We start from the raw sequence: 25,536 nt of genomic DNA on the forward strand, positions 1-25,536 counted from the left end.
TTTCTGATAGTTAGTGCAAAGATATGAAGTATGGCCCGTAATGCCATATAATTTAGCCATAATGGATGCCCGAACCGGGCGTTTTGGGTGAACAGGAGATTCAAATGATTTTACGTGTACTGGGCGTTTCGCTGATTGGTTTAACACTCGCTGGTTGTGTGAATGACAGTTCACTTTCTGGCGACGTCTATAGCGCTTCTGAGGCTAAACAAGTTCAGAACGTGACTTACGGCACCATTGTTAATGCGCGTCCTGTTCAAATTCAGGGTGGCGATGAAAACAACGTAATGGGTGCTATCGGCGGTGCGGTTCTGGGCGGCTTCCTCGGTAACACCGTAGGCGGTGGTACGGGCCGTTCGCTGGCGACAGCCGCTGGTGCCGTTGCCGGTGGTGTGGCAGGCCAGGGCGTTCAGGGTGCGATGAACAAAACCCAGGGCGTGGAGCTGGAAATCCGCAAAGATGACGGCAGCACCATTATGGTCGTTCAGAAACAAGGCAGCACCCGTTTCTCCGCTGGCCAGCGCGTTGTTCTGGCGAGCAATGGCCGTCAGGTGACGGTTTCCCCGCGTTAATCTGATAACGGATGTGGCTCTCGGGCCACATCCATTTACAAAATACATCATTTGAATGAATATATTTACAATATATATTTATTGCATTTATTATTAATGTTATCTGATATTGTTTCTGCGCAAAGTATTTATTGAATTAATAGATTAGACTCATCGCACTTACCTCTTTTAATTCATTATAACTTTGTTAAAAATTATATGCTTGCGATGAGTCGTTTTGTAAAAGGTCGTTATATCTCGTTCTGTCTCGGTTGCATTGTTGTCATCGGGATATTACAAACGTTATTTATCAAACTGGTGGAATGGATCCCCTCCTTTTCACCGTTTCTGTTCCCGACACTCACCATTTTCCTGCTGGTATTTCACCTCTTTATTGCCTGTTTTATGGCAATGAAATACTGGTGTGACAGGAAACGGTTGTATCTGGTAGCGATCGCCTTCGCCTTTGCCGGTTCGGCGCTGTTGATGATTGGCACGCTGTCGAGCTTCCCGGCCTGGCTGGATCTCTACCAATTCAACGTCGTCAACTATAACGATGCGATGATTTACTACATGTTCCGCCATCTGTTAATGGCGATACTGATCATCGTCTCGGCATTACTCTACACCACGCGAAGTCGGCCACTGTCACGGCTGGCGCATGTTTCAATTATTAGCGGGTTATTTGTCTTTACCTTTTTTGCCGTGTCTCTGGCCTGGGTCTATTCAAGTCATTCAGACTGGTTATCAATTGACCTGGTGGATAATGAAACCCGCCAGTTTATGGTTCTCTGGAGCCAGTGCATCAATATTTCATTAATTGTGCTGTGGATTGTGACATTAGCAGCGCTGATGTTTATTACGCGCGTACGCAATCTTTTCTGGGTCGGGGGCAATTTCCTCTGCGTCTGTTATGTGGTCACGCTGTCAATGCTGCTAGTGGGTGGGCATGCCGAAGATATCTCCTGGTATCGCGCCCGTTTATTTGAAACTGTCGCGACGCTGCTTATTATTTTTGTCCTGCTCTACGATGTTTTCAATTTGTATCGTGAATCACATTTAAAGTATCAGCAGTCTTATCAGAACTCGATACGCGATCCGCTGACGCGTCTTTATAACCGTAGTTATTTTTATGATTCGTTAAATCAGGCGCTGGCTATCGCCAAATCAAGCCGTCCGGTTTCGGTGATTGTCAGCGATCTCGATCGCTTCAAACGCATCAACGACAACTACGGGCACCTGCAGGGCGACAAAGTGCTGCAGTTTGTCTCTAACCTGCTGATGGATTCCGTACGACCGCAAGATATTGCGGCACGCATCGGCGGCGAGGAGTTTGTCCTGATGCTGGAAAATACCTCATCAGAAGAGGCCCGCCAGGTCGCTGAACGCATCCGCATAAAGTTAAGCAGCTTTGATAAAGCCAGCAGTGAGGGGCAACTCCCCGAGCCAATCACGATCAGTATGGGCGTCTTCACGGCAGCATCGCCGGACATAACCGCCGAGAAGTGTGTGGAAAATGCAGATAAGGCGATGTACGAGGCCAAAGAGACTGGCCGAAACCGCGTGGTGATTTTCCAGTAAAAAGAGAAAGGCCTTGCTCATGCAAGGCCTTTTTTACTTCTCAGTCGCGTGACTGCAGCTCATGAATGTTTTGCTCAAGGCGTCCAATGAGGCTGATGAGCATTTCCAGTTCTTCAGGTGATACCCCGGACAGGATTTCACCACGCGTTTTACTGATAACGGCTTCCATCTCAGTAATGATAGGCGCCGCTTTTTCCGTCAGCTTAATCCGCTTCGCGCGACGATCGCTGGCACAGGTTTGCCGGGAGATAAGTCCTTTCTCTTCCAGCTGATCGAGCGTACGCACCAGTGACGGTTGCTCAATACCGATCGCTTTTGCCAGTTGAATTTGGGACTGCTCGGGCGGTAGCTGATGAATGTTATGCAGCGTGACCCAATGCGTCTGTGTCAATTCCAGAGGTTTCAGGCGATGGTCAATCAGAGCACGCCAGACGCGTACCAACCTTGCCAGATCAGAACCTAATGGCGATTCCAATTTCATCTCCTTATAATTAGCTTGCTAAGTTATTATACTGATTTTAGAATAGTGTGCAGTATTTATATTGCCAAAACAAATGCATTACTGCATTCAACATTCATAAAAGTATGATTTACACTGAATACTCATGTTAGATCATTGTAAGACAGGCCATCGTGGCACTCAGTTCACTGCAAAGGACCACTGCTCGTGACGTTCTCGTTAAACTCCACGGGGTTACCCCTCCAGGACCTGATCTTTGGTGCATCAGTCTATTTTCCTCCCCTGTTTAAAGCTGTGCTGGTGGGCTTTGCGATCTGGCTTGTCGCTCACCGACTCCTGCGAGACTGGATGTATTCCGGCGAGATCTGGCACCCCATGCTGATGGATCTCTCCCTGTTTGCCCTCTCCGTATGTCTGGGCCTTGCTGTGTTGACCGTGTGGTGAATATGTCTCTGAAAACGCTGAAATACTTTTCCACCCTACTCGTTCTGGCGCTGGCGCTGGTTGCCGGTTGGTGGATGTGGAACTATTACATGCAGTCACCCTGGACACGCGACGGTAAAATTCGTGCAGAGCAGGTCAGCATCACACCGCAGGTGTCTGGAAGCATCACGACGCTTCTTGTTAAGGATAACCAGTTCGTCAAAAAGGGAGACGTTTTATTTCGGATTGATGATACGCCCTTTCATATCGCGATCCTCAATGCCCAGGCACAGCTTGCGAAAGCGGAGTCCGATCTTGCGAAAGCCAATAACGAAGCGACCCGCCGCCGGCATTTGTCGCAAAACTATATCTCTGCTGAAGACTTAGACACCGCCAACATAAACGTTAAGGCTATGCAAGCCAGCGTTCACGTCGCTGAAGCTACGCTCAAGCAGGCGCAGTGGGCGTTAACGCAAACGGTGGTGGAAGCACCGGTCGATGGCTGGGTGACAAACCTTTCGGCCCGCGTGGGCAACTATGCCACTACCGGGCAACCCGTTTTCGCCTTAGTCGACAGCCACTCTTTTTATGTCGTGGGCTACTTTGAAGAGACCAAGCTTCGGCATATTCAGGAAGGAGCGCCCGCAACCATCACCCTCTACAGCGGTTCGAGCAGGTTACAGGGTCACGTTTCCAGCATTGGGCGCGCCATTTACGATCAAAGCGTTGAAACGGATTCCGGCCTGGTACCCGATATTAAACCTAACGTTCCGTGGGTTCGTCTGGCACAGCGCGTTCCGGTTCGCGTAGAGTTTGATCGCCTGCCCCAGAATATCACCCTGGTCTCAGGCACGACCTGTACTGTGTCTATCGGAACGCGCTGATGAACCTGCAGGGGCTCTCCTGGCAAAACCTACCGTGGGTAAAAGCATCACGCCCTCAGTGGCGCTACGCGCTGCGAAACGGCATTGCCATGTGTCTTGCGCTGGCCGTCGCCTATTATCTGAATCTGGATGAGCCGTACTGGGCGATGACCTCTGCGGCGGTGGTGAGCTTCCCGACCGTCGGAGGCGTCATCAGCAAAAGTCTGGGACGCGTGGCCGGAAGTCTGCTGGGAGCCACCGCCGCGTTAATCATTGCGGGGCATACGCTAAACGATCCGTGGCTCTTTTTACTGAGCATGGCGGCCTGGCTGGGGTTTTGTACCTGGGCCTGCGCCCATTTTACCAATAACGTTGCCTACGCATTCCAGCTGGCGGGTTATACCGCCGCCATTATTGCCTTTCCCGTAGTGAATGTACTCGACACCACCGAGCTATGGGACATCGCCCAGGCGCGCGTCTGTGAAGTGATTGTCGGCATTCTTAGCGGCGGCTTTATGATGATGATCCTGCCCAGTACCTCCGACGGTACAGCGCTTATCACCGCTCTGAAGACCATGCACGCCCGCTTACTGGAGCACGCAAGCCTTCTCTGGCAGCCAGATACTAACGATGAAATCCGTCTGGCACACGAAAAGGTCATCGGACAGATCCTGACCATGAATCTGCTGCGCATTCAGGCCTTCTGGAGCCACTATCGCTTCCGCCGGCAGAACAAACTCCTCAACTATTTGCTGCATCAGCAGTTGCGAATGACCAGCGCGATCTCCAGCCTGCGTCGGATGCTGCTCAACTGGCCCGGGCCGCCTGCCAACACGCGCGCCGTCATTGATACCTTGCTGGCTGCCCTCGCCCGCCCGGATACGGACATCTACACCGTGGCAAGGATCATCGCCCCGCTCGCCCCCGTCGATGAGTACGATTACCGTCACCGCGCGTTCTGGCAGCGCCTGAACTATTTTTGTCGGCTGTATCTGCGAAGCAGTCGCTGGATCAACGCGGTCGAAAATGCCAGTCCAATAACGGAATTCACCGTCCCCAGCAGCCCGGCGCTGGCGCGCCACACCGACTCTATGGAAGCGCTGTGGAGCGGTTTTCGCACCTTTTGCGCCCTTACCCTCGTTGGCGCGTGGAGCATCACCACCCAGTGGGAATCCGGCTCTGCGGCCTTGACGCTTGCCGCCATCAGCTGCGTGCTCTATTCCGTTGCGGCGTCGCCGTTTAACTCGCTTACGCTGCTGTTACGCACGCTGCTGTTGCTGTCGCTGTTCAGTTTTGTGGTGAAGTTCGGATTGATGGTTCAGATAAGCGACCTGTGGCAGTTCCTGCTGTTCCTGTTCCCGCTGTTAACCACCATGCAGCTGCTGAAGCTGCAAATGCCCAGGCTGGCCGGTCTTTGGGGGCAGTTGATTGTCTTTATGGGGTCGTTTATCTCCGTGACGAATCCACCGGTGTATGATTACGCCGACTTTCTCAATGACAATCTGGCGAAGATCCTCGGTGTGGGTCTGGCGTGGCTGGCGTTCGCCGTACTGCGGCCTGGTTCTGATGCGCGTAAAAGCCGCAGACATATCCGTGAGCTAAGACGGGGATTTGTCGACCAGCTTAGCCGTAAACCGCATCTGCGTGAAAGCGAGTATGAATCGCTGGTTTATCACCATGTCAGCCAGCTCAATAATAGCCAGGACTCTCTTTCCCGCCGCTGGCTGCTGCGCTGGGGCGTGGTACTGCTGAACTGTTCACACGTCGTCTGGCAGCTTCGTGGGTGGGAAACGCGTTCCGACCCGCTGTCGCAGGTGCGCGATGTCTGCCTCTCCCTGCTACGCGATGTGATGAGCGAGCGCGGTGTCCAGCAGCGGCCGCTGGAAACCACGCTGGCTGAACTGCAGCGGATCTGCGATACCCTTGCGCGGCATCATCTGCCCGCGGCTCGTGATTTGGCCTCGATAATCTGGCGCCTGCACTGCTCGCTGTCGCAGCTGGTACAGGCACCACCGCCGGGAACGATTGGGGATCAGATCACGCCGCAGGCATAGCGTGCTCCGCCACCCCCGAGGGGTTTAGGCTGATCGGACATGTTATCGCCACCGACATGGATCATCAGCGCTTTCCCTTTCACCTCGTCCAGCGTTTTCAGACGAGGCGCAACCACCGGATCCGTCGCTTTACCGTCATTGTTCACCACCAGCACCGGCAAATCGCCTAAATGTCCCATACCCTCCGGGCCTTCATGCTTGCCGGAATGCTGCGGATCGAGGTGGCCCCCTGCGGCTTCCGCCGCCGACGGTTTGCCTTCTTTTAAAGCGGGCTGACAGCTGCCTTTAGCATGGACATGGAAGCCATGTTCACCGGGAGGAAGTGCTTTGAGGTTGGGGGCGAACTCCAGCCCTTTATCGGTCTCCGAGATCTTCACCGTACCGATGGACTGACCTACACCCTGAGAAGTGACGAGATTCATTTCTACTTCGTCGCTGGCTGCCTGCGCCCCTGCGCAAACAACCAGCGTGACCAATGCCAGAGCAAAACGCTTCATATGACCTCCGCTGGTTATTTTTTGCCTCTTAAGTGTATACCAGAGGCAAAGATTTCACCGGAAAGTCACCTTATGGCGGTTTATGGCACGTCGTAACCCAGCGCGGCCTTGCGGATGCGGAACCACTGCTGACGGCTCATCTGCAGCTCTTCGGCCGCCAACGCCGACCGCACGCGCTCAATTTTACCCGAACCGATAATCGGCAGCGGTTTAGACGGTAAACGCAGGATCCACGCATAGACCACCTGCTCAATGCTTTCGGCATTCAGCTCGCGTGCAACGGTTTCCAGCTCGTCACGCAGGGGCTGGAATTCATCGTCATTGAACAAACGACCGCCGCCCAGGCACGACCACGCCATAGGACGGATGCGCAACTGCTGCAGCTGATCGAGCGTACCATCCAGCAGCAGCGGCTGGTGTACCGGGGAAATCTCGACCTGATTAGTGGCCAGGGTAAACGGCAGACGTGATTGCAGAAGCGCAAACTGCGCCGGGGTGAAGTTAGACACGCCAAAGTGTCGGACTTTGCCACTCTGGTGCAGATTCAGAAACGCTTCCGCCACCTCATCGGCATCCATCAGCGGGTCCGGACGATGGATCAGCAGCAGATCGATATGATCGGTTGCCAGATTCACCAGAGATTGCTCGGCACTCTTAATAATGTGTGCGCTGTCGGTAATGTAGTGGCCGAGCGCGTTTTCAGGTTTCGCGGTGGTGGCGATCCCGCACTTGGTGACGATCTCCATGCGGTCGCGGAGTGCCGGAACCAGCCTGAGCGCCTCGCCGAAGGCGGCTTCACACTGATAGCCACCGTAAATGTCCGCATGGTCGACCGTGGTGACGCCCAGATCGATGTGCTCTTCAATGAAGCTTGCCAGCTGAAGCGGGGACATATTCCAGTCCATCAAACGCCAGTAGCCCATGACAAAACGGGAGAATTCCGGGCCCTGCGGGGCAAGGGTAATACGCTGAACCATAACATTTTCCTCAGGAACGTGATGTCATGAGTATACGCAATTACCGTGTTAAAACAGTGAAGGTTGCTGAGGTTCTTCGGTTTCGCCCGCTTTATTTGCGCGAATTTTGCGCAGCAGACGCTGTCGGCAGAGGCGAAGCACGTCCTGCTTTTGCGTATCGCTAAAGTTTTGCCAGTTAAACCGCTCGTCACGGGTGCGCATACACCCACGGCAATAGCCGCGTTCATCAACCTGACAAATCCCCCGGCACGGGCTCTGGATGGGGAAGAATTCCAGTTGCTCTGCCACACTCACCTCCACAAACCGACCATCACTTACAGTGAAGACGTTATGCGCCTACTGTGCAAGAGATTTACCACCGTTTCGTGGCATTAAGGTTTCACTAATCTTCCCTCTCTATACTCGCCGCATCACTATAAAGAATGGTTTGGTTATGATGTGGTTTGCAAAAAAGTTACACTGTAACGATATAAAATTCACTCTGGGCTGTGCGCTTTTCTTCACTGCGCTAAATGCACTTTTTATTCAGCGCAGCTGGGCCATTATCGCCCCTGCACATCTGCACGATATCCTCTTCGCCGCTTCCGTACCGCTGGTGCTGTTTTGCGGATGGGTGATTGTCTTTAGCCTGCTCAATATTCCCTTTATTCGTAAGCCGCTGCTGATTGTCCTGACCATGGGATGTGCTGCCGCGACCTACTTTATGTACACCTACGGCGCGGTTATCGATCAGAACATGATTGTTAACGTGTTTGAAACCAACTCCCAGGAAGCGACGGCACTGCTCACGCCACAGATGATCCTGTGGATTGCCGTTGCCGGTTTTGTCCCTTCCGTCATACTCGCTCTCACAAGGATCCGCACCGGGAAATGGTGGTACGCCCTCCTGATGCGCTTTGCAGCGATGCTGGGGGCACTGCTGGTCATTATTCTGGTGGCTGCCGTCTTTTATAAAGACTACGCCTCGCTGTTTCGGAATAATAAAAGCATTGTCAAAATGGTCACGCCGGCAAACTACGTCAGCGCCGTCGTGAAATACAGCAAAATGCGCTGGTTTGCGGGCGACCAAACGCTGGTACGCATCGGTGAAGATGCCCATAAAGGCCCGCTGATTGTCGGGCAGCAGAAAAAAACCGTGCTGGTTTTGGTTGTCGGTGAAGCTTCACGCGCGGCAAACTACTCGCTCAACGGTTACGGGCGCGAAACTAACCCGGAGCTGAAAAAGCAAGACGTCATTAACTTCCCGCAGGCCTCGTCCTGTGGTACCGAAACCGCCGTTTCTGTCCCTTGTATGTTTTCCGGCATGACCCGGAAAAAATACGATGCCGACCTCGCGCGTCACCAGGAAGGTCTGCTCGACGTGCTTAACCATGCAGGCGTCAATCTGCTGTGGCGCGATAACGACGGCGGCTGTAAAGGTGCCTGCGACCGCGTGCCGCACACAGACATGACGCAGTGGAAACTGGACCAATTCTGCAAAGACAAAACCTGCCTTGATGATGTGGATCTCTATCGTCTGGATAATGTACTGGACGGTCTGAAGCAAGACACGGTACTGGTTATCCATCTGATGGGCAGTCACGGTCCGGCGTATAGCAAACGCTATCCGGACAGTTTCCGAAAATTTACGCCAACCTGTGATACCAACGAAATTCAGGACTGCGATCATCAGGCGCTGATGAATACCTATGACAACACCATCCTCTATACCGACAGTGTGGTCAGTAAAACGATTGACGCCTTAAAGGCCCGTCAGGCCAACATGAACACGGCGCTGATTTATCTTTCCGATCACGGTGAATCACTGGGTGAAAGCGGGATTTATCTGCACGGTACGCCGTACATGCTGGCGCCAGAGCAGCAAACGCATATTCCCTTTATGTTCTGGCTCTCCCCTGACTACGCGAAAAATTTTGGCGTCAACGAGCAGTGTTTGCGTGACCATGCAGCAAAAGATGCGGTTTCGCAGGACAATTTGTTCTCCACCGTACTGGGTATGATGGACGTGAAATCAACGGTTTATCAGCAACAGATGGATATTTTGTCGCCATGTCGTCACTGAGCGGGCTTGCATTAGACCGAACGGTCTATTAGAGTGCATCCATGAGCAGACACACTGAACACGATACACGCGAACATTTACTGGCAACCGGCGAGCGTCTTTGCATGCACCGCGGGTTTACCGGTATGGGGTTGAGTGAGCTACTAAAAACCGCTGAGGTGCCGAAGGGGTCGTTTTATCACTACTTCCGCTCCAAGGAAGCCTTCGGCGTGGCCATGCTGGAGCGGCACTACGCCAGCTACCATCAGCGCCTTGCCACCCACTTCGCCAGCGGTGCAGGTAACTACCGGGATCGGGTTCTGAACTACTATCAGGAGACGCTGACGCAGTTCTGTCAGCAGGGCATCATCAGCGGTTGCCTGACGGTAAAACTCTCTGCAGAAGTGTGCGATCTTTCCGAAGATATGCGCGCGGCGATGGATAAAGGTGCCAGCGGCGTTATCGCCCTGCTCGCGCAGGCGCTGGCGAAGGGGCGTGATGAAAACACGCTCACCTTCCCAGGTGAACCGCTGACGCAGGCTCAGGTGTTGTACTCCCTCTGGTTAGGAGCCAACCTGCAGGCCAAGATTTCTCGCAGTGCCGTGCCGCTCGAAAGCGCGCTGGCACATGTAAAAAGCAGTATTACTGCGCCTGGCGCTTAGCAGGCGTTTTTATTTACATCATTACTAGTCGACTGGTCTACTCAGGAGTCGTTATGTCCGCTGAAAAGTTATTTACCCCACTGAAAGTGGGTGCCGTTACCGCGCCAAACCGTGTGTTTATGGCCCCCCTGACCCGTCTGCGCAGCATCGAACCGGGTGACATCCCAACGCCTCTGATGGGTGAATATTACCGTCAGCGCGCAAGCTCAGGCCTTATCATCTCTGAAGCCACGCAGATTTCTGCCCAGGCAAAAGGCTATGCCGGTGCGCCCGGTCTGCACAGCCCGGAACAGATTGCCGCGTGGAAGAAAATCACCGCAGGCGTGCACGCAGAAGATGGCCGCATCGCGGTTCAGCTGTGGCACACCGGTCGTATTTCGCACAGCAGCATCCAGCCTGGCGGTCAGGCACCGGTCTCTGCTTCTGCCCTGAGCGCAAATACCCGTACTTCCCTGCGTGATGAAAACGGCAATGCAATCCGCGTCGATACTTCCATGCCGCGCGCGCTGGAGCTGAACGAAATCCCTGGCATTGTGAACGATTTCCGTCAGGCCGTGGCGAACGCCCGTGAAGCCGGTTTCGACCTGGTTGAGCTGCACTCTGCGCACGGTTACCTGCTGCACCAGTTCCTCTCGCCGTCCTCTAACCACCGCACGGACTCGTACGGCGGCAGCGTCGAAAACCGCGCGCGTCTGGTCCTGGAAGTGGTGGATGCGGTTTGCGAAGAGTGGAGCGCAGACCGCATTGGTATTCGCGTCTCCCCAATTGGTTCTTTCCAGAACGTCGACAACGGCCCGAACGAAGAAGCGGACGCGCTGTATCTGATTGAAGAGCTGGCGAAACGCGGTATTGCTTATCTGCACATGTCCGAGCCGGACTGGGCAGGCGGCCAGCCTTACACCGAAGCCTTCCGCCAGAAAGTGCGTGAGCGCTTCCACGGCGTGATCATCGGTGCGGGTGCTTATACCCCAGAAAAAGCGGAAGATCTGATCGGCAAAGGCCTGATCGACGCGGTCGCGTTTGGTCGTGACTTTATTGCGAACCCGGACCTGGTTGCCCGTCTGCAGAAGAAAGCGGCGCTGAACCCGCAGCGCCCTGAAAGCTTCTACGGCGGTGGCGCGGAAGGCTATACCGACTACCCTTCGCTGTAATCCCCCATTGTGCATTGATAGCGGCGACATTTCGCCGCTATACTAAAACATCGTTTCTGTTCAAAAAGATACTCCATTCTATTGGTTAATGAGGAAATTATGCGCCTACTTCACACCATGCTGCGCGTTGGCGACCTGCAACGTTCTATCGATTTCTACACTAACGTTCTGGGCATGACGCTGCTGCGCACCAGCGAAAACCCTGAATACAAATACTCGCTGGCGTTCGTGGGCTACGGCCCGGAAACCGATGAAGCCGTCATCGAGCTGACCTATAACTGGGGCGTGGACAGCTATGAGCTGGGCACCGCATACGGTCATATCGCGCTGGAAGTGGACAACGCAGCGGAAGCCTGCGAGCGCATCCGCAGCAACGGCGGCAACGTTACGCGTGAAGCGGGCCCGGTAAAAGGCGGCACCACCGTGATTGCGTTTGTTGAAGATCCCGACGGTTATAAAATCGAACTGATCGAAGCCAAAGACGCTGGCCGCGGTCTGGGCAACTGATCCCGCAGGGCGCACTATGCGCCCGTAGTTTTACTGCATCCCCTTTCAAAATTTGCCATAATGCGCACTGCTTTTTTCCCCTTGTAAGAGACCCTGATGTCCGATAACGCTCAATTTACCGGTCTGTGCGACCGTTTTCGTGGTTTTTATCCCGTTGTCATTGATGTAGAAACAGCCGGATTTAACGCTAAAACCGATGCGCTGCTTGAAATTGCCGCCATCACGCTGAAGATGGATGAACAGGGCTGGCTTACACCGGACACTACGCTGCATTTCCATATTGAACCTTTCGAAGGGGCAAACCTGCAGCCAGAGGCGCTGGCCTTTAACGGTATCGATCCGAAAAACCCGCTACGCGGCGCGGTCAGCGAATATGACGCGCTGCACGCCATTTTTAAAATGGTGCGCAAAGGCATGAAAGAGAATGACTGTAGCCGCGCCATTATGGTGGCCCACAACGCGACGTTCGACCACAGCTTTACGATGGCCGCCGCAGAGCGCGCCTCGCTGAAACGCAACCCGTTCCATCCGTTTGTGACCTTTGACACCGCCGCGCTAAGCGGTCTGGCGCTGGGGCAAACGGTCCTGTCCAAAGCCTGCATCACGGCAGGGATTGCGTTTGACGGCACCCAGGCGCACTCGGCGCTCTACGATACGGAGCGCACGGCAGAACTGTTCTGTGAAATTGTGAACCGCTGGAAACGTCTGGGCGGCTGGCCGCTGCCGATGGGTGATGAGGCCGATCGCCAATCGTAGGCCGGGTAAGCGCAGCGCCACCCGGCAAAAAAAAAGCGACCACACTAAGCGGGTCGCTTTTTTATTAACACAGAAACTTACTCTGCGTCCGGCTCTTCCGTTTTGTACTTCGCCGCCGTCTCTTTGATCAGCTGCTGCAGTTCGCCACGCTGATACATTTCGATCAGGATGTCGCAACCGCCCACCAGCTCACCGTCAACCCACAGCTGCGGGAAAGTCGGCCAGTTTGCGTATTTTGGCAGCTCAGCGCGGATGTCCGGGTTCTGCAGGATATCAACGTAAGCAAAACGCTCACCACAGGCAGATAACGCCTGAACCGCTTGCGCGGAGAAACCGCAGCTTGGCAGCTTCGGAGAACCTTTCATGTACAGGAGAATCGGGTTTTCAGCGATTTGTTGCTGAATTTTTTCAATAGTGGTGCTCATGTCTTGCTTCCTTTAACTTCTGTTACGGCGTTCGTCTGACATTGTAGCGGTTCAGACAGACATCGGAAAATAACATTTTTGTCACGTCTTACTATTTTAACGGTTAACGGTAAAAGATGCATTGCAAATGACGCTTATCCCTGTTTGCCGTACGGTTTTGCTTAGGGAGTGAACAATAGTGCGACAGAACGATGAATTTTTTTGCACTTGCTAACGAAACATGATTTTAGAATGAAAAATGCTATTAACTTCTCGGCTTTTTATGGATTAGAATCGACAGGCTTTGTAAATCATACGCGGGTATTATTGATGGCCTGCATTAATCAGGGGACTGCCCAGTGGCGCGGATAAATAAAATCTCGATCACGCTCTGTGCTTTACTGTTTACATCACTCACTTTCACGCCAGCGGCGAACGCCTCTGAACAGGCGCGGCATTCTGCTGTACAAAAAACGCATCTGGCTAAGTCCACAGAACGTAAGAAAAAAACCACCAGTAAGACCGTAAAGAAAAAAACAGCCACATCGACCAAAAAGACCGCCTCCAGCAAGACGAAAACAGCCCCAACCCACACCGCACATTCTACCCGACGTAAAGCGTCGCAAACGGCCGCCAACCTCGTAACAGAAAAATGCACAACGCGTAAAGGTCACAAAGCGAAGTGCACGAAAGTCACGAAATTAGCCGAAGTGCATAAAGTCCGTATGCAGAAAGCGCAAAAAACGGCGATGAATAAATTAATGGGGCAAATAGGTAAACCGTATCACTGGGGTGGCACTTCTCCGCGTACGGGTTTCGATTGCAGTGGCCTGGTCTATTACGCTTATAAAGATCTGGTGAAATTCCGTATTCCGCGTACCGCTAATGAAATGTACCACCTGCGCGACGCCGCACCGGTCAATCGCGGTGAGCTGGAGAACGGTGACCTGGTGTTCTTCCGTACTCAGGGTCGCGGCACGGCTGACCACGTCGGCGTCTATGTCGGCAACGGAAAATTCATTCAGTCACCGCGTAGCGGCCAGGACATCCAGATTACCTCTCTCAGTGAAGACTACTGGGTGCGCCATTACGTTGGCGCGCGCCGTGTGATGACGCCAAAAACCATTCGCTAACCCCTGCCCTGCCGCACGTGTGGCAGGGTAAGTTCCTCTTTTGCATACCCTTTCAATTTGCTATCCTTTCCCTGTTGTCTGTAGGGTTATTGACAACGTACAAATAAAATAAGGAGAGAAGCAATGTCGTTCGAATTACCTGCACTACCGTATGCAAAAGACGCCCTGGCACCACACATTTCTGCGGAAACGCTGGAGTACCATTACGGCAAACACCATCAAACCTATGTCACCAATCTGAACAACCTCATTAAAGGTACCGATTTCGAAGGCAAAACGCTGGAAGAGATCGTCCGTAGCTCAGAGGGTGGCGTGTTTAACAACGCGGCTCAGGTGTGGAACCACACCTTCTACTGGCACTGCCTGGCACCAAATGCCGGTGGCGAACCTGACGGTGAACTGGCGACCGCCATCACCGCCGCTTTCGGCAGCTTCGCGGACTTCAAAGCGAAGTTTACCGATGCGGCCATCAAAAACTTCGGTTCCGGCTGGACGTGGCTGGTCAAAGAAGCGGATGGCAAACTGGCTATCGTTTCCACCTCTAATGCGGGCACCCCGCTGACCACCAGCGCTAAACCGCTGATGACCGTGGACGTGTGGGAACACGCTTACTACATTGATTACCGTAACGCGCGTCCTAACTATCTGGAGCACTTCTGGGCACTGGCTAACTGGGACTTTGTGGCGAAGAACTTCGCCGCGTAAGAGACACGCAGAAGGGTTCGCCCTTCTGCGTTTTAGTTTATTCCGCCGCGCAGGCAGCTTCTGGCTGTTTTCGACCGGACATCAGCACTAACAGCAGGCCGAGTGCGGCAATAATTGCCCCCATCACCGGCACGAAACTGTATCCCAGACCACCGGAAATCACCGCCCCGCCCGCAGCAGCCCCCAGCGCATTGCCCAGGTTAAACGCACCGATATTCACGGAAGAAGAAAGTCCTGGCGCTTCATGGGCGACACGCATCACCCGCATCTGCAGCGGTGGTACCACGGCAAAGGTGGCAGCGCCCCACACGACCATCGCGATCGCAGCCCCCCACTCGTTGCGTGCCAGCCACGGGATCGCAATCATGATGACAATCAGCAGGGTTAAAAAGCCTTTCAGCGTACCGCTCACGGAACGATCAGCCAGTTTCCCGCCCAGATAGTTACCGACAGAGAAGCCCACGCCAATCAGCACCAGCATCGCGGTAATAAAGATCGGCGTCGCGTGGGTGATATCGTGCAGCACCGGTGAAATATAGGTGTAGAGGGTAAACATCGCACCGGCCCCCAGCACCGTGGTCAACAGCGCGGAAAGCACCTGAGGGCGCACCAGCACCGACAGCTCTTTGCGCACGTCAGGACGTTCCCCGGCGCTCCCTTTCGGTAAGGAGAAGAACAGCGCCACCATCGCCACCACGCCCAGCCCGGCTGTCGCCAGGAAAGACATTCGCCAGCCAATCACTTCACCCAGCCAGGTGGCCGCAGGCACACCGCCTATGTTGGCGATCGTCAGCCCCATAAACATGGTCGCCACCGCGCTGGCCTGCTTGTGCTTCGGCACCACGCTTGCCGCAACAACCGAGCCCAGACCGAAAAATGCGCCGTGGTTCAGGCTGGTCAGAATACGCGACAGCATCAGCGTGGTGTAATCCGGCGCAATCGCGGAGAGCACGTTGCCCAGCGTAAAGATCGCCATCAAAAAGATCAGCGCATTGCGACGCGCGCGGTGCGACAGCAGCAGCGTCATCAGCGGGGCCCCGACCATCACGCCGATGGCATAGGCGCTGATTAACATCCCGGCCGCAGGAATAGAGACGTCTACACCGCGTGCGATAACAGGCAGTAACCCCATCGGGGAAAATTCAGTGGTGCCAATCCCAAAGGCGCCTATCGCCAGGGCCAGCAGAGGAAAATTGATTTTCATGAGTCAACTCCGGATGCCGTGTCATCACGCGACACAGAACTAAGAAGTCAAAAGCATGACATCAATCACAAAATTTGAGAAGTTAACATTTTGGCAAAAGATTTTTGCCGGAGAGGTAACAATAGGAAGCAAATGAGGAGGGAGAGGACGCTCCCCCCGCGTAAATCAGTGCAGCGCAGCCGTCAAACCACCGGCAACAATCAATGCCAGCACGATAAAGGTGGTCACCAGCGAAAACTTCAGATCGGAACTCATCAATTTTTCTCCTTTTAATCACCCCACGAAAAGTGAGCTTGCTCATTTTTACACAGTTTACGTCAAAAATCTTCCTGGATTTAAACTGATATCCACTTTAGCTCTTCCCCTTTTCTTCAAGATAGGACAAAATTCCACGCTAAATTTATTAGCGTACCGGCCATTGACCCCCTCCTGACGTCCTGTGTCGTTTTCCCGGCGTGTCGCAACTCAAGATTGCGTAATAAGGGTGAGAGAAGGCAAACGTTTACCTTCAAGTTTTTCAGGAGTTTAGGATATGGTCTGGAGTGACATTGAATGGCAACAATAAAAGACGTAGCAAAACGCGCAAACGTTTCCACTACAACCGTATCACATGTAATTAACAAAACCCGCTTCGTCGCGGAAGAGACGCGCAACGCCGTCTGGGCGGCGATCAAGGAGTTACATTACTCCCCGAGTGCGGTTGCGCGCAGCCTGAAGGTGAATCACACCAAGTCAATTGGCTTGCTGGCAACCAGCAGTGAAGCGGCCTATTTTGCCGAGATCATCGAAGCGGTTGAGAAAAACTGCTTCCAGAAAGGCTATACCCTGATTCTGGGCAACGCGTGGAACAGTATCGAGAAGCAGCGCGCCTACCTGTCGATGATGGCGCAAAAGCGCGTCGATGGCCTGCTGGTAATGTGTTCTGAGTACCCAGAGTCCGTACTTTCCATGCTGGAAGAGTACCGCCACATCCCGATGGTGGTGATGGACTGGGGCGAAGCGCGCGCGGACTTCACCGATTCCGTTATCGATAATGCCTTTGAAGGCGGCTATATGGCGGGCCGTTATCTGATCGAGCGCGGTCACCGCGAGATTGGCGTGATCCCGGGTCCGCTGGAGCGCAACACCGGTGCGGGCCGTCTGGCCGGATTTATGAAGGCAATGGAAGAGGCGCTTATCACCGTACCGGAAAACTGGATTGTTCAGGGCGACTTTGAGCCGGAATCCGGTTACCGCGCCATGCAGCAGATTGTCTCCCAACCGCATCGCCCGACGGCTGTTTTCTGTGGCGGCGATATTATGGCGATGGGCGCGCTCTGCGCCGCCGACGAGCTGGGCCTGCGGGTGCCGCAGGATATCTCCGTGATCGGGTATGACAACGTGCGTAACGCGCGCTTCTTCACTCCGGCGCTGACCACCATTCACCAGCCAAAAGATTCGCTGGGCGAAACGGCTTTCAACATGCTGATGGACAGGATCGTCAACAAGCGTGAAGAATCCCAGTCGATTGAAGTTCACCCGCGCCTGATCGAGCGCCGCTCCGTGGCGGACGGTCCGTTCCGCGACTATCGCCGTTAATCGCTTTACGGGGCCAGCTATGCTGGCTCCCGTAGCCACTCCCGGTTCAGCGTTTCACTGTCTCCCAGATAATCCAGCAGCCAGGCCATTGCAGGCGATACGTCATTTTGCTGCCAGGTCAGACAGCAGGCCGCATCCGGGAACGGATTTTCCAGCGTCAGCGCTGTCCACTCACCGGTATCGATACGCGGTCGCGCGAAGTGAACGGGCACCATCGCCACGCACAGCCCTGCAGAAAGACAGGTTGCCGATGATTCCCAGTCAGGGGCCACCACGCGGCGCTGGTTGTCCAGGAGCCAGGTGATGCGCTTGGGCAGCGAGCGCGAGGTATCTTCCAGCACCAGCGACGGCCAGTTGCGCAGCGTGTCATCGCTGAGCGGGCCTTCCATTGCCGCCAGCGGATGTTCGCTGGCGACAACGCAGGTCCAGCTCAGCATCCCCATATCGCGAAACGCATAGCGCCCCCCAACGGGGATCGCCTGCGTTGCCCCAATCGCCATTTCAACCCTGCCATCCGCCAGCGCATCCCAGACGCCGTTGAACACCTCCTGGGAGACCCGCAGTTCGACATCAGAGAAATGACGATAGAAATCCACGATCATTTGCCGGGTCCGTTCAGGCTTAACGATATTATCCACCGCGATGGAGAGATGGCCTCGCCAGCCGTTGGCGATCTGCTGACACTGTTCGCGGGTGATCTGCATTTTTTTGATGACAGAACGCCCTTCCTTCAAAAACCACGCGCCTGCGGGCGTTAATTCCACGTCGCGATGACGCCGCTCGAACAGCGGAACCGCCAGCCACTCTTCGAGCTGACGTACGGTATAACTGATCGCCGAGGGTACGCGGTGTAACTCCTGCGCGGCGCCGGTGAAACTGCCGTTACGGGCAACGGCATCGACAACTTCAAGAGAATAATCTGACCACATGTTCTGCCTGCAAAAAATTTGAATGCACTCAGCAAATATTAGCGTTTCACAACCCGCTTTGCACTCCCTACACTCTGCGCCAACGTACACCTGCCTCCTCAGGAGAATAAAACAATGCAACCCAGGAAAGGATTTTTAGTCTGGCTCGGCGGCTTAAGCGTGCTGGGCTTTTTAGCGACCGATATGTATCTGCCCGCCTTTGCCGCGATGCAGGAAGATCTGCAAACCCCCGCGGCTGCTATCAGCGCCAGCCTGAGCCTGTTCCTCGCCGGTTTTGCCTTCGCGCAGCTGCTCTGGGGGCCGCTCTCCGATCGCTTTGGTCGTAAACCGGTGCTGCTGCTGGGTCTGGCTATTTTTGCCGTGGGCTGCCTGGGCATGCTGTGGGTGCGCGATGCCACCTGGCTACTGGTGCTGCGTTTTATTCAGGCCGTGGGCGTCTGTGCTGCGGCGGTGACCTGGCAGGCGCTGGTGACCGATTATTATCCGGCATCCCGCACTAACCGGATTTTCGCCACCATTATGCCGCTGGTCGGTCTCTCGCCTGCCCTGGCACCGTTGCTCGGAAGCTGGATCCTGGCCCATTTCGACTGGCAGGCGATCTTCGCCACGCTCTTTGCCATCACGCTGGTACTGATGCTGCCTGCATTTTTCCTCAAGCCTGCGCATAAAAAAGAGACGCATCCTGACGCGAAGCCGATTACCTTTGCCTCGCTGCTGCGTTCAAAAGCGTATCGCGGCAACGTCCTGATTTACGCGGCCTGTTCCGCCAGTTTCTTCGCGTGGCTGACCGGCTCGCCGTTCATTCTGCACGACATGGGATACAGCCCGGCGGCAATCGGCCTGAGTTATGTTCCACAGACCATTGCTTTCCTGGTCGGCGGCTACGGCTGTCGCGCAGCCCTGCAGAAGTGGGAAGGTCAGCAGATGCTGCCCTGGCTACTGGGGCTGTTCGCGTTAAGCGTTTTCGGCACATGGGCCGTCGGGTTTATTCCGGGTACGGGCCTGACAGAAGTTTTGATTCCGTTCTGCGTCATGGCGGTTGCTAACGGTGCTATTTACCCCATCGTAGTAGCACAGGCATTACGTCCGTTCCCACAGGCGACGGGACGCGCCGCCGCGCTGCAGAACACGTTACAGCTGGGTCTGTGCTTCCTGGCAAGTCTGGTGGTTTCTGCGTTGATTGCCACGCCGCTCCTGACCACCACCAGCGTGATGCTGGTGACCGTTGCGCTGGCTGCCCTTGGCTACCGTATGCAGTCTTCCGCTCAGCGCGAGCAGAATGCGCGTCAGCCGGTAGAAAGGTCGCACGCATAATCGCGCCAGAAATTATGTTAAGACATAGTGATTAGGTTGCTAAGAATTTTCTATTGAATCACCAAATTTTGAGGCCTATACTAAATTTGGTTCGATTAAATACGATAAATATTAAGTGTTAACGGGAGCCGGAGTGCTCCCGTTTTACCATGGAAGGCTTTTCGGCAAGGGTTATCTCCCTTCCTCTGTTCTACGTCGGATATTAGCCTCGCGGGCATTTACCGTGAGATTTCTCACAAACCCAAAAAAGCGTCTACGCTGTTTTAAGGTTCTGATCACAGCAAGGTGATGGAGAAGCTATGAGTTCATCGTGTATAGAAGAAGTCAGCGTTCCGGACGATAACTGGTCCCGGATCGTCAGTGAACTGTTGGGGCGTGCGGGTATCACGATTAATGGGTCTTCCCCCGCCGATCCGCAGGTCAAACATCCCGATTTTTTTAAACGCGTTTTGCAGGAGGGATCGTTAGGCCTGGGCGAAAGCTATATGGACGGCTGGTGGGAGTGTGAACGGCTGGACATGTTTTTCTCCAGCGTATTGCGCGCCGGTCTTGAAAATCAGCTCCCGCGCCACTTCAAAGACACGCTGCGTATCGCCTCCGCTCGACTGTTCAATCTGCAAAGTAAAAAGCGGGCATGGATCGTCGGTAAAGAGCACTACGATCTCGGTAATGACCTGTTCAGTCGTATGCTCGATCCCTTAATGCAATATTCCTGCGGCTACTGGAAAAAGGCCACAACGCTTGAAGAGGCGCAGCAAGATAAACTGCGTCTGATCTGCGAGAAGCTGCAGTTAAAACCGGGTATGCGCGTGCTGGACATCGGCTGCGGCTGGGGCGGTCTGGCGTATTTTATGGCGAAGCATTACGGTGCCAGCGTTGTGGGCGTGACGATTTCAGCTGAGCAACAAAAAATGGCGCAGACACGTTGCCAGGAGCTGGATGTCGATATTCGGCTTCAGGACTACCGCGACCTGAACGAACAGTTCGACCGCATCGTTTCCGTTGGCATGTTCGAGCACGTGGGTCCGAAAAACTACAGAACCTATTTTGACGTTGCCGACCGAAACCTGAAGCCTGACGGTATTTTCCTGCTCCATACCATTGGTTCTAAGCGCACAGACAATAACGTGGACCCGTGGATCAATAAATACATCTTTCCGAATGGCTGTTTACCGTCCGTGCGCCAGATTGCTAACGCCAGCGAGCCCCACTTCATTGTGGAAGACTGGCATAACTTCGGCGCGGATTACGACACCACATTGATGGCATGGCACTCCCGTTTTCAGGAAGCCTGGCCTGAGATTGCAGACAACTATTCCGAACGGTTCAAACGCATGTTTAGCTATTACCTGAATGCCTGTGCGGGTGCGTTCCGTGCGCGGGATATTCAGCTCTGGCAGGTTGTTTTCAGTCGCGGCATTGAACACGGATTACGTGTCGCCCGCTAAAAAAATAACCCCGGATATCCGGGGTTATTTTTTATTCTTCCTCAACGGCTTTTATTATCGCCGCCTCTTTTGCCGCCAGGACGCGTTCAACGGTATCCACAACCGCCTGGGTTTGCGGATCGATTTCGATATTCACGCGATGCCCCAGTTTTTTTGCGCCCAGCGTTGTGCGCTGCAGCGTTTCGGGAATTAAATGCACGCAAAAGCGCGTCGGCGTCACTTCTCCGACCGTCAGGCTAATCCCATCAATACCAATAAATCCTTTATACAGGATGTATTTCATTAATGCCGGATCCTGAACTTTAAACCAGATTTGACGGTTATTTTCCGAGGTCACAATTTTTGCGACTTCGGCGGTGGTCATAATGTGGCCCGACATCAGATGGCCGCCGATCTCATCGCTGAACTTCGCCGCGCGTTCAACGTTGACGGTATCCCCCACCACCAGTTCACCCAGGTTGGTGATACGCAGCGTCTCTTTCATTAAATCAAAGCTAATCTGGTTACCGTTAATTTCGGTCACCGTCAGGCAGCAGCCGTTATGTGCAATCGAGGCGCCGGTCTCTATGCCGTCGAGCATATATTCCGGCAGCTCAACCACGTGAGTGCGGAAATTGGGTTTTTCATCAATGGACACCACTTTGGCGGTGCCCTGCACAATACCAGTAAACATGCTTACAACTCCTGTTTTTTCCGGACGGTGGTGACACCGTTTAATCCCATCACAATAACAGTTGGAAAAACAGGTTGCCAGTGGAGCGCATTTTCTGGCGATTTTTTCACTAGATAAATAGTTAAAGCCCGCTACAATAGCTGGCACCCCCCTGCATTTTCTTCTTGCTGCCAGTTACGGCGGCTTTTTTAGTCTCTCAAATAACTACAAAATAAAGGTGTTCACGTGCAGAAGTACATGAATGAAGCGCGCCAGTTATTGGCACTGGCTATACCAGTGATCGTCGCGCAAGTGGCCCAAACCGCAATGGGATTTGTGGATACGGTGATGGCGGGTGGCTACAGCGCCACCGATATGGCTGCCGTGGCAATCGGCACATCTATCTGGCTACCGGCCATCCTGTTTGGTCACGGTCTGCTGCTCGCGCTCACGCCAGTTATCGCACAGCTGAACGGCTCGGGCCGCCGCGAGCGCATTGCCCACCAGGTTCGCCAGGGTTTTTGGCTGGCAGGGTTTGTCTCCGTGCTGATTATGGTGGTGCTCTGGAACGCCGGGCATATCATCCGCGCGATGCATAACATCGACCCGGCGCTGGCGGATAAAGCCGTGGGCTATCTGCGCGCCCTGCTCTGGGGCGCGCCAGGCTACCTCTTTTTCCAGGTCGCGCGTAACCAGTGTGAAGGGCTGGCAAAAACCAAGCCCGGGATGGTGATGGGCTTTATCGGTCTGCTGGTGAATATCCCGGTGAACTACATCTTTATTTACGGCCACTTCGGCATGCCGGAGCTTGGCGGCGTCGGGTGCGGCGTGGCGACGGCAGCCGTTTACTGGGTGATGTTCTTCTCAATGATCGTCTTTGTGAAACGCGCCCGTTCCATGCGCGATATTCGCAACGAGAACAGATTTAGCACGCCGGACTGGAACATCATGACGCGCCTGGTGCAGTTAGGGCTGCCTATCGCGCTGGCGCTGTTCTTCGAAGTGACCCTGTTTGCCGTGGTCGCCCTGCTGGTCTCCCCGCTGGGCATTATTGATGTCGCGGGCCACCAGATTGCGCTGAACTTCAGTTCCCTGATGTTCGTCCTGCCGATGTCGCTGGCCGCGGCGGTGACGATTCGCGTAGGCTTCCGTCTGGGCCAGGGGTCGACGCTGGATGCGCAAACGGCCGCCCGGACCGGGCTGGGCGTCGGCGTCTGCATGGCCGTCTGTACGGCGCTCTTTACCGTTGCATTACGCGAGCAGATTGCGCTGCTCTACAACGACAATCCGGAAGTCGTCACGCTGGCGTCGCACCTGATGCTGCTGGCCGCGATTTACCAGATCTCTGACTCCATCCAGGTGATTGGCAGCGGCGTGCTGCGCGGATATAAAGATACGCGTTCTATCTTCTTTATTACGTTTATCGCCTATTGGGTGCTGGGACTGCCGACAGGCTACATCCTGGCGCTTACCGATCTGGTGGTGGATCGCATGGGTCCGGCAGGGTTCTGGATGGGCTTTATCATCGGTCTGACCTCTGCGGCCATCATGATGATGCTGCGTATGCGTTTTCTGCAACGCCAGCCTTCCACGGTCATTTTGCAACGCGCCGCACGTTAAACAGGCAGTAGCCGCCGGCTGGCGGCTACTTTCTCTTCACTTTGCGCGGTAATACAGCAATCGCGTGAAATCAGAGAGAAAAATGCATTTTGCCTCTTGCCACCTCGATGCTGTGCCGCTAATATTCGTCCCCGTTGTCACCGACAACACGTTGCGTTCATAGCTCAGTTGGTTAGAGCACCACCTTGACATGGTGGGGGTCGTTGGTTCGAGTCCAATTGAACGCACCATTCTGCGTCCGTAGCTCAGTTGGTTAGAGCACCACCTTGACATGGTGGGGGTCGGTGGTTCGAGTCCACTCGGACGCACCATTTCAGTCCTGAAATGGTGCAAATCCTCTCTTTATGTTCTGAATTATCCCAATCTCCTGATTTCTTAATTATTCTCCTGCTACGCTTTTCTCATGACCAAAAAGCAGGAAGAACGCCGATGAAGAAAATCGCGATTATTGGCTCCGGCCCAACAGGGATTTACACCTTTTACGCACTTCTTAAAAACCCGCAGCCGCTTTCGGTCTCCGTCTTTGAACAAGCTGATGAAGCTGGCGTGGGTATGCCCTATAACGACGACGAAAACTCTCGTCTGATGCTGGCGAACATTGCGAGCATTGAAATCCCGCCCATTTTTATGACCTACCTCGACTGGCTTAAGGGCCAGAGCGAAGCCCATCTGGCGCGCTTCAAGGTGGATAAAGCCCGTTTGCATGACCGGCAGTTCCTGCCCCGGCTCCTGCTGGGTGAGTATTTCCGCGACAGCTTCCTCACGGTTGTAAAAGAGGCTAAAAGATTAGGATTCAAGGTCGAGATCCATGAATCCTCGGAAGTCACAGATATCGAGGTCAACTCAAACGCCATCACGCTTACAGTTAACGGTGAGGCGTTTGCCGATCGGTATGACCTTGCGGTTATCGCCACCGGCCACGTCTGGCCAGACGAAGATGAAGCCACGCGCACGTTCTTCCCAAGCCCGTGGTCAGGACTCATGGACGCCGAAATCCGCCCCTGCAAGGTGGGCATTATGGGAACGTCTTTGAGCGGTCTGGACGCGGCCATGGCGGTGGTGATGCAGCATGGTCAGTTTGTGGACGACGCGTTCATTCTGGATAAAGGCAGCGAGGCGCTAAAAATTGTCCTGATGTCCCGGACCGGCATTTTACCAGAGGCCGATTTTTACTGCCCGATTCCTTACGAGCCGCTGTCGGTACTGACCGAGTTCGCTGTTCAAACCGAGATTGCCAAAGGAGCCGACGGCTTGCTGGACCGCATCTTTGCCCTGATGGTTGAAGAGCTTGAACTCGCCGACCCGGCGTGGTGTAAGACCATCGCGCTGCGGCAACAGGATGCCGACAGCCTTCGCGACGCGTGGTTTGAAGAGCGTAAACGGCACGGTCCTTTTAGCTGGGCGGAAGAGAATCTCAAAGAGGTCGAGCGAAACAAACGTGAACGGCGCACCGTGGCCTGGCGCTATACCGTACTTCGCCTGCACGAGATCGTTGCAGAAATCGTACCCGCCCTGAACGAAAAGGACAGATCGCGGTTCAAAGCCGGGCTGGAGCGCGTGTTTATTGATAACTATGCCGCCATCCCCCCTCAGTCAATTCGCAGGCTGCTTGCCCTGCGCGAGGCCGGGATCGTAAGCGTACTGGCATTGGGTGAGGATTACGCTCTGGATATCGGTAGTGCTCAAACGGTCATTACCACCAAAGAGAACCGCTACCGCTTTGACGTCTTTATTGATGCGCGCGGGCAGAAACCGCTCAAGACAGAAGATTTACCCTTCCCGTCACTGCGTAAACAGCTACAAACGACAGGCGACGACATACCCGATGTCGGTGAAGACTACACGCTGCTGGCGCCCGATACGCTTCGCGGACGTATTGCCTTTGGTGCGATACCGTGGCTGATGCACGACCACCCCTTTGTTCAGGGGCTGGCAGAGTGCGCAGAGATTGGGGAGGCAATGGCAAAAGCGGCGGATAAACCTGCGTCGGTTACGCGCAAAAAGTTACCTTTTACTGATAGCTGAC

The 25,536-nt window shown here is 54.3% G+C and carries 26 protein-coding genes and 2 tRNA genes; 19 read left to right on the top strand and 9 right to left on the bottom strand.

The genetic code is table 11. The annotated features are described in order from the left end of the window. Positions 1–104: 104 nt before the first annotated feature. The gene (gene slyB / locus KK102_RS02845) at positions 105–572 is read left to right on the top strand and encodes an outer membrane lipoprotein SlyB (RefSeq protein ID WP_216356911.1); all 468 of its coding nucleotides are present in this window, start codon (positions 105–107) and stop codon (positions 570–572) included. Positions 573–770: 198 nt separating this feature from the next. Beyond that, on the top strand, positions 771–2,132 hold the full coding sequence (locus tag KK102_RS02850; protein ID WP_216356912.1) for a sensor domain-containing diguanylate cyclase: 1,362 nt from the start codon (positions 771–773) through the stop codon (positions 2,130–2,132). Between the two features lie 40 nt (positions 2,133–2,172). Here the strand turns inward: KK102_RS02850 and slyA are convergent, their stop codons facing one another. After that, positions 2,173–2,613 (bottom strand): transcriptional regulator SlyA, encoded by a 441-nt coding sequence (gene slyA / locus KK102_RS02855; RefSeq protein ID WP_029485052.1) that lies wholly within the window; start codon positions 2,611–2,613, stop codon positions 2,173–2,175. A gap of 186 nt (positions 2,614–2,799) precedes the next feature. On the opposite strand from slyA, the gene KK102_RS02860 reads away from it, so the two are divergent. Genes KK102_RS02860 through KK102_RS02870 form a run of 3 tightly spaced genes read left to right on the top strand, consistent with a single transcriptional unit; the run spans position 2,800 to position 5,932 of the window. Continuing rightward, positions 2,800–3,036: a DUF1656 domain-containing protein gene (locus KK102_RS02860; protein ID WP_010430338.1), complete on the top strand. Its 237-nt coding sequence runs from the start codon at positions 2,800–2,802 to the stop codon at positions 3,034–3,036. Between the two features lie 2 nt (positions 3,037–3,038). Continuing rightward, complete coding sequence (locus KK102_RS02865) at positions 3,039–3,899, top strand: efflux RND transporter periplasmic adaptor subunit (RefSeq protein WP_126543845.1); 861 nt, start codon at positions 3,039–3,041, stop codon at positions 3,897–3,899. Then, positions 3,899–5,932: an FUSC family protein gene (locus tag KK102_RS02870; protein ID WP_126543844.1), complete on the top strand. Its 2,034-nt coding sequence runs from the start codon at positions 3,899–3,901 to the stop codon at positions 5,930–5,932. The genes KK102_RS02865 and KK102_RS02870 overlap by 1 nt, the downstream gene beginning before the upstream one ends. Here the strand turns inward: KK102_RS02870 and sodC are convergent. The 3 genes from sodC to KK102_RS02885 all read right to left on the bottom strand — a co-directional run bounded on the left by sodC (position 5,911) and on the right by KK102_RS02885 (position 7,694). After that, positions 5,911–6,429: a superoxide dismutase [Cu-Zn] SodC gene (sodC, locus tag KK102_RS02875; protein WP_126543843.1), complete on the bottom strand. Its 519-nt coding sequence runs from the start codon at positions 6,427–6,429 to the stop codon at positions 5,911–5,913. The genes KK102_RS02870 and sodC overlap by 22 nt on opposite strands. A gap of 80 nt (positions 6,430–6,509) precedes the next feature. Then, positions 6,510–7,406 (bottom strand): aldo/keto reductase, encoded by an 897-nt coding sequence (locus tag KK102_RS02880; RefSeq protein ID WP_126543842.1) that lies wholly within the window; start codon positions 7,404–7,406, stop codon positions 6,510–6,512. A 48-nt stretch (positions 7,407–7,454) separates the two neighbouring features. After that, positions 7,455–7,694, bottom strand: coding sequence for a DUF1289 domain-containing protein (locus KK102_RS02885; protein WP_010430327.1), 240 nt, complete (start codon positions 7,692–7,694; stop codon positions 7,455–7,457). A 148-nt stretch (positions 7,695–7,842) separates the two neighbouring features. Between KK102_RS02885 and eptA the strand changes: the two genes are divergently transcribed. The 5 genes from eptA (at position 7,843) to rnt (ending at position 12,523) form a co-directional block, all read left to right on the top strand. Then, positions 7,843–9,468, top strand: a complete 1,626-nt coding sequence (gene eptA, locus KK102_RS02890; RefSeq protein ID WP_126543876.1) for a phosphoethanolamine transferase EptA — start codon at positions 7,843–7,845, stop codon at positions 9,466–9,468. Between the two features lie 41 nt (positions 9,469–9,509). After that, on the top strand, positions 9,510–10,109 hold the full coding sequence (locus KK102_RS02895; protein WP_126543841.1) for a TetR/AcrR family transcriptional regulator: 600 nt from the start codon (positions 9,510–9,512) through the stop codon (positions 10,107–10,109). Positions 10,110–10,162: 53 nt separating this feature from the next. Beyond that, the gene (gene nemA / locus KK102_RS02900) at positions 10,163–11,260 is read left to right on the top strand and encodes an alkene reductase (RefSeq protein ID WP_216356913.1); all 1,098 of its coding nucleotides are present in this window, start codon (positions 10,163–10,165) and stop codon (positions 11,258–11,260) included. 99 nt (positions 11,261–11,359) lie between these two features. After that, positions 11,360–11,767 (top strand): lactoylglutathione lyase, encoded by a 408-nt coding sequence (gene gloA / locus KK102_RS02905; protein WP_023335436.1) that lies wholly within the window; start codon positions 11,360–11,362, stop codon positions 11,765–11,767. A 96-nt stretch (positions 11,768–11,863) separates the two neighbouring features. Further along, positions 11,864–12,523 carry a ribonuclease T gene (gene rnt, locus KK102_RS02910; RefSeq protein ID WP_126543839.1) on the top strand — a complete coding sequence of 220 codons (660 nt, stop codon included), beginning with the start codon at positions 11,864–11,866 and terminating at the stop codon, positions 12,521–12,523. 77 nt (positions 12,524–12,600) lie between these two features. On the opposite strand, the gene grxD is transcribed toward rnt, so the two are convergent. After that, complete coding sequence (gene grxD, locus KK102_RS02915; protein ID WP_010430312.1) at positions 12,601–12,948, bottom strand: monothiol glutaredoxin 4; 348 nt, start codon at positions 12,946–12,948, stop codon at positions 12,601–12,603. Positions 12,949–13,286: 338 nt separating this feature from the next. Here grxD and KK102_RS02920 point away from each other — a divergent pair, with 338 nt between their 5' ends. Both KK102_RS02920 and sodB read left to right on the top strand, forming a co-directional pair. Then, positions 13,287–14,060 (top strand): C40 family peptidase, encoded by a 774-nt coding sequence (locus KK102_RS02920; RefSeq protein ID WP_216356914.1) that lies wholly within the window; start codon positions 13,287–13,289, stop codon positions 14,058–14,060. A 123-nt stretch (positions 14,061–14,183) separates the two neighbouring features. Then, positions 14,184–14,765 carry a superoxide dismutase [Fe] gene (gene sodB, locus KK102_RS02925; RefSeq protein ID WP_216356915.1) on the top strand — a complete coding sequence of 194 codons (582 nt, stop codon included), beginning with the start codon at positions 14,184–14,186 and terminating at the stop codon, positions 14,763–14,765. 37 nt (positions 14,766–14,802) lie between these two features. Here the strand turns inward: sodB and KK102_RS02930 are convergent, their stop codons facing one another. Continuing rightward, complete coding sequence (locus tag KK102_RS02930) at positions 14,803–15,969, bottom strand: MFS transporter (protein ID WP_216356916.1); 1,167 nt, start codon at positions 15,967–15,969, stop codon at positions 14,803–14,805. A gap of 165 nt (positions 15,970–16,134) precedes the next feature. After that, positions 16,135–16,224, bottom strand: coding sequence for a cytochrome bd-I oxidase subunit CydH (gene cydH, locus KK102_RS02935; RefSeq protein WP_042717882.1), 90 nt, complete (start codon positions 16,222–16,224; stop codon positions 16,135–16,137). A 297-nt stretch (positions 16,225–16,521) separates the two neighbouring features. Here cydH and purR point away from each other — a divergent pair, with 297 nt between their 5' ends. After that, positions 16,522–17,547, top strand: a complete 1,026-nt coding sequence (purR, locus tag KK102_RS02940; RefSeq protein ID WP_010430302.1) for an HTH-type transcriptional repressor PurR — start codon at positions 16,522–16,524, stop codon at positions 17,545–17,547. A 17-nt stretch (positions 17,548–17,564) separates the two neighbouring features. On the opposite strand, the gene punR is transcribed toward purR, so the two are convergent. Next, positions 17,565–18,476 (bottom strand): DNA-binding transcriptional activator PunR, encoded by a 912-nt coding sequence (gene punR, locus KK102_RS02945; RefSeq protein ID WP_216356917.1) that lies wholly within the window; start codon positions 18,474–18,476, stop codon positions 17,565–17,567. 114 nt (positions 18,477–18,590) lie between these two features. On the opposite strand from punR, the gene punC reads away from it, so the two are divergent. Both punC and cfa read left to right on the top strand, forming a co-directional pair. Continuing rightward, positions 18,591–19,790, top strand: a complete 1,200-nt coding sequence (punC, locus tag KK102_RS02950) for a purine nucleoside transporter PunC (protein WP_216356918.1) — start codon at positions 18,591–18,593, stop codon at positions 19,788–19,790. 299 nt (positions 19,791–20,089) lie between these two features. Beyond that, positions 20,090–21,238 carry a cyclopropane fatty acyl phospholipid synthase gene (cfa, locus tag KK102_RS02955; protein ID WP_010430293.1) on the top strand — a complete coding sequence of 383 codons (1,149 nt, stop codon included), beginning with the start codon at positions 20,090–20,092 and terminating at the stop codon, positions 21,236–21,238. A gap of 31 nt (positions 21,239–21,269) precedes the next feature. Here the strand turns inward: cfa and KK102_RS02960 are convergent, their stop codons facing one another. Next, positions 21,270–21,911 carry a riboflavin synthase gene (locus tag KK102_RS02960; protein ID WP_010430291.1) on the bottom strand — a complete coding sequence of 214 codons (642 nt, stop codon included), beginning with the start codon at positions 21,909–21,911 and terminating at the stop codon, positions 21,270–21,272. A gap of 225 nt (positions 21,912–22,136) precedes the next feature. Here KK102_RS02960 and mdtK point away from each other — a divergent pair, with 225 nt between their 5' ends. From mdtK to KK102_RS02980, 4 genes are all read left to right on the top strand, one after another. Next, the gene (gene mdtK / locus KK102_RS02965) at positions 22,137–23,510 is read left to right on the top strand and encodes an MdtK family multidrug efflux MATE transporter (protein ID WP_126543832.1); all 1,374 of its coding nucleotides are present in this window, start codon (positions 22,137–22,139) and stop codon (positions 23,508–23,510) included. 153 nt (positions 23,511–23,663) lie between these two features. Then, positions 23,664–23,740: transfer RNA gene (locus KK102_RS02970), tRNA-Val, on the top strand. Positions 23,741–23,744: 4 nt separating this feature from the next. After that, a tRNA-Val gene (locus KK102_RS02975) sits at positions 23,745–23,821 on the top strand. 118 nt (positions 23,822–23,939) lie between these two features. Further along, on the top strand, positions 23,940–25,535 hold the full coding sequence (locus KK102_RS02980; RefSeq protein WP_216356919.1) for an FAD-NAD(P)-binding protein: 1,596 nt from the start codon (positions 23,940–23,942) through the stop codon (positions 25,533–25,535). Position 25,536 lies beyond the last annotated feature (1 nt).

The sequence above is a fragment of the Enterobacter quasimori genome, assembly GCF_018597345.1.
GTDB lineage: Bacteria > Pseudomonadota > Gammaproteobacteria > Enterobacterales > Enterobacteriaceae > Enterobacter > Enterobacter mori.